The organism is Collinsella aerofaciens ATCC 25986 (assembly GCF_964239575.1).
In the GTDB taxonomy this organism is placed as follows: domain Bacteria; phylum Actinomycetota; class Coriobacteriia; order Coriobacteriales; family Coriobacteriaceae; genus Collinsella; species Collinsella aerofaciens_BQ.
The window spans coordinates 129,402-135,401 of sequence record NZ_CAXSQQ010000005.1 but is presented as its reverse complement, the minus strand read 5'-3'; the positions used below and the strand labels follow the sequence as shown (position 1 = coordinate 135,401).

The following is a 6,000-nucleotide window of genomic DNA, read 5'->3' as shown; positions in this document are numbered from 1 at the left end:
GGAGAGGGCCTGACCCCATATCGTTGGGGCCAGGCCCGATTTTGCCTCTTGACAATGTCCTGCTCATATTAAAAGGACCGGTTGCAGCCGGCCCTCAAGACACTTGCACCTGCGCTGCCCGCGCTTCCGAAGTGTGACTAACTGAGGAGCGGGTTCCGTGGCACAACCTGATCTTGCCCAGCGAGGCGGCCCTTTTGCAGCCGGTCCACCGTTTTTTACATCTACCCCCTGCCAAACTACCGGATGGCAGCCACCATGCCTGCGAGCCGTCCCGTGCTGCGCTTCCCTACTTCCCAAAGATCGCAGCGAGCAAGCCCTTGCGTTTGGGCTTTTCTTCTCGGTAGGAACCCTCGGCAACCGCTGCAACCTGGCGCGGTTGCTCGCCGCCTCCACGGCGCACGATCTGGTACAGGAACGGCGATTTAACGTATTTGACCTCGACGGGCGTGGCGTGCACGGTGCTCTCACCGGACAGATGCAGACTCGGGCTGAGCGGCGCCACAATATGCGTCTCGCGCTTGTCGCTAAACACCACCGCGGCCGCGCGGCCCGTCTGGCCGTTTACGGCGATGCGCACCTGCTCGCCGTCGCGGCTATCCGTTGCCGGACGGTCGACAAAGTACACCGGCACCATAACTAGGCCGTCCTTGTGCTTGCGGGCCTTGCGCGCCCAGGTGCGGATGCTCTTTTTATTGAGCCCCAGTACAGCCTCGGCGTCGTTGCCCGCAACGTCGAGCGCCAGCTTATCAATGACCACCTGGTCCTTGGTAGACGCATCGACGGAGACGACGCGAAAGTCGCCTTCCTGCATGGCGGGATCGAACGGACCGACCTTGGCAAAGTCCCACGGCTCCAAAATGCCCAGGAGGCGAACGTCCAGGTAGTTTGCCCTGGGATACGCCCAGTCGAGCACCTCGTAGTACACCAGGGTCTCCTTGCTCAGGCCCTTGCCCGGGAAGCTCGCCATCATGCGCAAGTCCGCCAGCGCCATGGGGAAATAGAAGAGCATCATGTCGTTTTGGATCGCGTCTTCCACGTCGTGCCCGGCAAAGGCATCCGGATACTGGCGCACCAGCTGCAGCGCGTTGGCACGTGCCTGCTGCGGCGAGATTTCGCAGGGAATACCCTGCTCGGGCACATACTCCGCACCAACGCCCATGGTCAGGCGCTTGCTAAACGTCCCCGGCTTGAGCAGGTCCGCAATGCCGATCTTATTGCCGCAGGACGGGCACTCAAACACACGCTGCGTTGACTCGCCCTCAAAGGACGCTCCGCAGAAGGGGCAAGGAATGCTCACATGCGTGGCCTCTTGGAACTCCTGCGCCGTGCCGCGATCCTCCCACAGCAGATGTTCCAGGACCGACTGATTGCGCCAGTGCGCATTGAAGAAATACCAGTCCGGGTCCTGCGGGCGCTCGAGTTGCGACACATGCGTGAGTTTGAGCAGTCCATCCACCACCGTCAACGGCGTATGGCGAATACCCAAAGCGCTCTTGGGCTCTCCGGCGTCCGCCTGCCACGGAACCACCGTGCCGCAATAGGCGCACTCAAAGCTGCGCTTAGCCTGGTGCGAGTACATAGGGCCGCCGCAGTTTTGACATTTAATGGCAAACATCTCGTCCATGGAAACGTCCTCCTTTGCACAGGGGCTGTCGACATTAAGTATGTCGAGCAAGCAGGCACATGCCCATACCCATGTGGCCCAAAATGGACCACCCAGGCAGACGAGAAGGCTCGCTCGTTAGCACCGGCAGACTATTGCTGCATTTTCTGAGCATCGGCGCACGGCGCCCCCGTGCGAGCTACACTATCCCCTTAAACATGATTGTGAGGACGACCGCTATGCTATTTGTAAATCGGCTGGTACATACGCTTGTTCCCGGCAGCGAGAGCGAGCCGGTCGATGCATCTTGCCGCACCAACGCGGGCTTTTCCGCAAGCCTCGTCTGCATTGGCCTCAACATCACCCTGTGCCTGGCCAAGGGCATCGCGGGTCTGCTCGCCGGCTCCGTCTCCCTCATCGCCGACGCTTTCAACAACCTCTCCGATGCCTCGAGCAACATTGTGAGCCTGCTCGGTTTCCGCCTTGCCAGCCGCCCGGCAGACGAAGGCCACCCCTATGGTCACGGCCGCTACGAGTACCTAGCCGGCCTGTTCGTCGCCGTCCTGGTTTGCGCCGTAGGCATCAACCTGATTCTCGAGTCGGTCACTAAGATCATCAAGCCCTCGCCCACCGCTTACACGTTTATTTCCCTTGCGGCACTGGCTACGTCCATGCTCGTTAAGCTCTGGATGGCAGCGTTCAACCGCACGCTGGGCAACCGCATCGATTCCGAGACGCTCATCGCCACGGCGCAGGACTCCAAAAACGACGTCATCACCTCGGGCTCGGTCTTGGTGGCGGCGCTTATTTCGCAGACGACCGGCTTTGATCTCGATGGCTGGGCAGGCCTGGGTGTGGGCGTCTTCATCTGCATCAGCGGTCTGGGCCTGGTGCGCGACGCCATCAGCCCGTTGCTGGGGCAAGCGCCCGACCCCAAGCTCGTCCAGGCAATCCGCGACAAGATCATGTCCTATCCGCAGGTCTTGGGCACACACGACCTCATGGTGCACGACTACGGCCCCGGTCGTCAGTTTGCCAGCGCCCACGTGGAGATGCCCGGCGAGGGCGACGCGTTTGAGCACCACGAGATTCTGGACACCATCGAGCACGACATCAAGCGCCAGATGGGCATTGGTATCACGCTGCACTGCGACCCCATCGCGACAACCGGCGATGACTTGCGCGGCTGGGTCAAGCGCGGCGTCATGCAGATCGATCCCGCGCTCTCCATCCACGATCTGCACGAGCACGACGGGTTCGTTTCGTTTGACCTGGTGCGTCCCGACGGCTTTGACATATCCGACGAGGAGCTGCTGGAGCTCGTCACGCGCATCGTGCACGAGCGCCGGCCCGATGTCTCATGCGTCGTCACGTTTGATTCGGGCTTCAGCTCGCCCGAGCGTCCGGCCGAGCAGCTGTAGCCCCGCTCCGCTCGTCCGCTAGTTTCCCTGCGCGCCCGAGATGCCGTTTTGCAGGGCGTTCCAGGCATCCGTCGCCATGCCGCCCAAGTTCTGCGCGGTATCGCCCAGGTTCTGAGCGGTGTCGCCCAGCTCCTGCGCCTTGTCTCCCAACTCCTGCGCCTTGTTGCTCAAGTCCTCCAGCGTATTGGAGCTCGAGCTGTCGGTACCGCTTTGGCCGTCGGACGAGTTGCCCGAACTGTTCTTGTGCGTGAGTTGAATTTCGAGGTTGCCGTTGTCGTTATAGTAGGCAGAAGTAACGACCCAGTTGGCATCGACGACGGGCGTTGAGCCATCATCAGTCAGGACCACGGCATTCGAAAGATCGGCGCCGCGCGACTTGAGGATCTTCTTGGCGTTGGACCAGTACTGCCCCGGGATATCACTCAAATCGACGGTGCTAGACGAGGCGGACTCGGTTTGCTCGGCAGTGGTATCGGCCGTTGAACTCCCTCGCTTGTTGAGCATGCCCGACACGATGGCAAACACAACCGACAGCGCAAAGAAGATCGCCAGCACGATGAGGATCTTCTTAATCACGCTCGACGAACGCGACGGCGTCTCTTCCTCGTCCTCGCCATATTGCGGAATCGACTTGGGGTACTCGCGATACGGCTCGCGCGACTCGTAGCGAGGCTGCGCCGTGCGAGGCATATACGTCGTCTGCTGAGGCTGCGGAATGGGATTCTGCGGCAGGTCATCATAGGGATTCGGCGTCGAGGCGGCATAAGAATCCTGCGGCGCGTAATCAAACGGGTCTGCCGCCGCGTTGCCATAGGGGCTTTGCAAAGATGCAGCGTAAGGGTCCTGCGCCGCGTCGCCATAGCCCATAACTCGTGTGGGCTCGGCAGAAGGCTGCGTCGCGGCGGGGTCGACATAACCGGGGTTGGGAACAACGCGGGTCGCATCGGCGCTATCGCCAGCCTGCGCGGAACCGCAGCCGCCCATCACGGTTGTCTTGTCCTGATCCATGCAACGATTCCTTTCCGTCGCCTGTAAGCATCAAGTTATCCATGCATTCTACCAGCGCAAAAGCCTATGATGGGCAGAGTCCGTCGGTATCTACAAGACATGCGCGGGCCTAAGGATCAAAAAGCCCCGCCGGGCCTTGGTAGGCGCGACGGGGCGGGCAAGCGGCTATGAGCAGCGAGCTTAGAACAGGCCGGTGATGTTGCCGTCGTTGTCGACGTCGATGTTCTCGGCCGCAGGGACCTTGGGCAGGCCCGGCATGGTCAGAACACTGCCAGTCAGTGCGACCACAAAGTGGGCGCCGGCGGAAACCTTGAGCTCACGCACCGTGATGCGGAAGTTCTCGGGAGCGCCCAGGGCCTTGGCGTTGTCGCTAAAGCTGTACTGCGTCTTGGCGACGCACACCGGCAGGTTGCCAAAGCCATTCTCGCGCAGCTCGGCGAGCTGGCGCTTGGCGGCCGGCGTAAAGTCAACGCCGTCGGCGCGGTAGACCTTGGTGGCAACGGCCTCGAGGGCATCAGCGACATCAGCGCCGTCCTCATAGGCAAACTTGAGCTCGCTCGGCTGCTCAATCAGACGCATGACCTCATCGGCAAGCTCGAGCGCGCCCTCGCCGCCCTTGGCCCAGACCTCGGAAAGCTTAACGTTGACGCCGAGCTTCTGGCACTCGGACTCAATGAGCGCGAGCTCGGCCTCGGTGTCCGTCGGGAAGCGGTTGATGGCGACCACGCAGGGCAGACCATATACGTTCTGGATGTTGTCGACGTGACGCAGCAGGTTGGGCATGCCAGCCTTGAGTGCCTCGAGGTTCTCCTCGTTGAGATCGGCCTTGGCGACGCCACCGTTGTACTTCAGCGCACGAGCGGTGACGACGACCACGACGGCGTTGGGACGAACGCCCGTCATGCGGCACTTGATGTCCAGGAATTTCTCGGCACCCAGGTCGGCACCAAAGCCCGCCTCGGTAATGGCGACATCGCCAAAACGCATAGCCATACGCGTGGCCATGATGGAGTTGCAGCCGTGGGCGATATTGGCGAAGGGACCGCCGTGGACAAACGCGGGCGTGCCCTCGAGCGTCTGCACCAGATTGGGCTTGAGCGCATCCTTGAGCAGTGCCGCCATGGCACCCTGAGCCTTAAGGTCACGGGCGCGGACGGGCTCGCCGGCAAAGCTGTAGCCGACGACGATCTCGCCCAGGCGCTCCTTGAGGTCGTTGATGCTCGTGGACAGGCACAAGATCGCCATGACCTCGGAGGCAACGGTGATATCGAAGCCGTCCTCGCGCGGCACGCCCTGGGCCTTGCCGCCAATGCCGTCGATGACGTGGCGCAGCTGACGGTCGTTCATATCGACGACGCGCTTCCAAGTGATGCGCTTAACGTCAATACCGAGCTGGTTGCCCTGCTGAATATGGTTGTCGAGCATGGCGGCCAGCAGGTTGTTGGCGGCACCAATAGCATGGAAGTCACCGGTAAAGTGCAGGTTGATATCCTCCATGGGGATGACCTGAGCCCAGCCGCCGCCGGCAGCACCGCCCTTAACGCCAAAGACGGGGCCGAGCGAAGGCTCGCGCAGGGCCACGGCGCTCTTGACGCCGCGGCGACGCAGGCCATCGGCCAGACCGATGGTCGTGGTGGTCTTGCCCTCGCCCGCAGGCGTTGGGTTGATGGCAGTCACGAGGACGAGCTTGGCCTGGTGGTCAGTCGGCTCGTTGAGCAGTGAATAGTCGACCTTAGCCTTGTCGAAGCCGTACGGAATAAGGTGCTTAACGTCGACGCCGGCGTTCTTGGCCACCTCGGTAATAGGCAGCGGCGTGACAGAACGTGCGATTTCGATGTCAGTAGGCATGGGCGGTCCTTTCGTTACCGAATGAGAAAAAGACCAATTCAGCATAGCACGGGCGCGCAATAGTAAAACACCCATAACCGATGAACGGCGATATGTTTACCCGATGCCCAGCGATAGCCC

The 6,000-nt window shown here is 61.5% G+C and carries 4 protein-coding genes; 1 reads left to right on the top strand and 3 read right to left on the bottom strand.

All coding sequences use genetic code 11. The annotated features are described in order from the left end of the window. Positions 1-286: 286 nt before the first annotated feature. Positions 287-1,624, bottom strand: coding sequence for a TFIIB-type zinc ribbon-containing protein (locus ACESUZ_RS04620; RefSeq protein WP_373198723.1), 1,338 nt, complete (start codon positions 1,622-1,624; stop codon positions 287-289). Between the two features lie 218 nt (positions 1,625-1,842). Between ACESUZ_RS04620 and ACESUZ_RS04615 the strand changes: the two genes are divergently transcribed. Continuing rightward, positions 1,843-3,024 carry a cation diffusion facilitator family transporter gene (locus ACESUZ_RS04615; RefSeq protein WP_349070700.1) on the top strand — a complete coding sequence of 394 codons (1,182 nt, stop codon included), beginning with the start codon at positions 1,843-1,845 and terminating at the stop codon, positions 3,022-3,024. Positions 3,025-3,042: 18 nt separating this feature from the next. Here the strand turns inward: ACESUZ_RS04615 and ACESUZ_RS04610 are convergent, their stop codons facing one another. Together ACESUZ_RS04610 and ACESUZ_RS04605 are read right to left on the bottom strand one after the other, a co-directional pair. Beyond that, the gene (locus tag ACESUZ_RS04610) at positions 3,043-4,032 is read right to left on the bottom strand and encodes a hypothetical protein (protein ID WP_022095138.1); all 990 of its coding nucleotides are present in this window, start codon (positions 4,030-4,032) and stop codon (positions 3,043-3,045) included. Between the two features lie 180 nt (positions 4,033-4,212). Further along, positions 4,213-5,880, bottom strand: coding sequence for a formate--tetrahydrofolate ligase (locus tag ACESUZ_RS04605; protein ID WP_373198720.1), 1,668 nt, complete (start codon positions 5,878-5,880; stop codon positions 4,213-4,215). Positions 5,881-6,000: the final 120 nt, after the last annotated feature.

Coding starts and splice junctions, on each gene's coding strand:
- ACESUZ_RS04620 (WP_373198723.1), bottom strand. CDS start 1,624: ATGGACGAGATGTTTGCCATTAAATGTCAAAACTGCGGCGGCCCTATG.
- ACESUZ_RS04615 (WP_349070700.1), top strand. CDS start 1,843: ATGCTATTTGTAAATCGGCTGGTACATACGCTTGTTCCCGGCAGCGAG.
- ACESUZ_RS04610 (WP_022095138.1), bottom strand. CDS start 4,032: ATGGATCAGGACAAGACAACCGTGATGGGCGGCTGCGGTTCCGCGCAG.
- ACESUZ_RS04605 (WP_373198720.1), bottom strand. CDS start 5,880: ATGCCTACTGACATCGAAATCGCACGTTCTGTCACGCCGCTGCCTATT.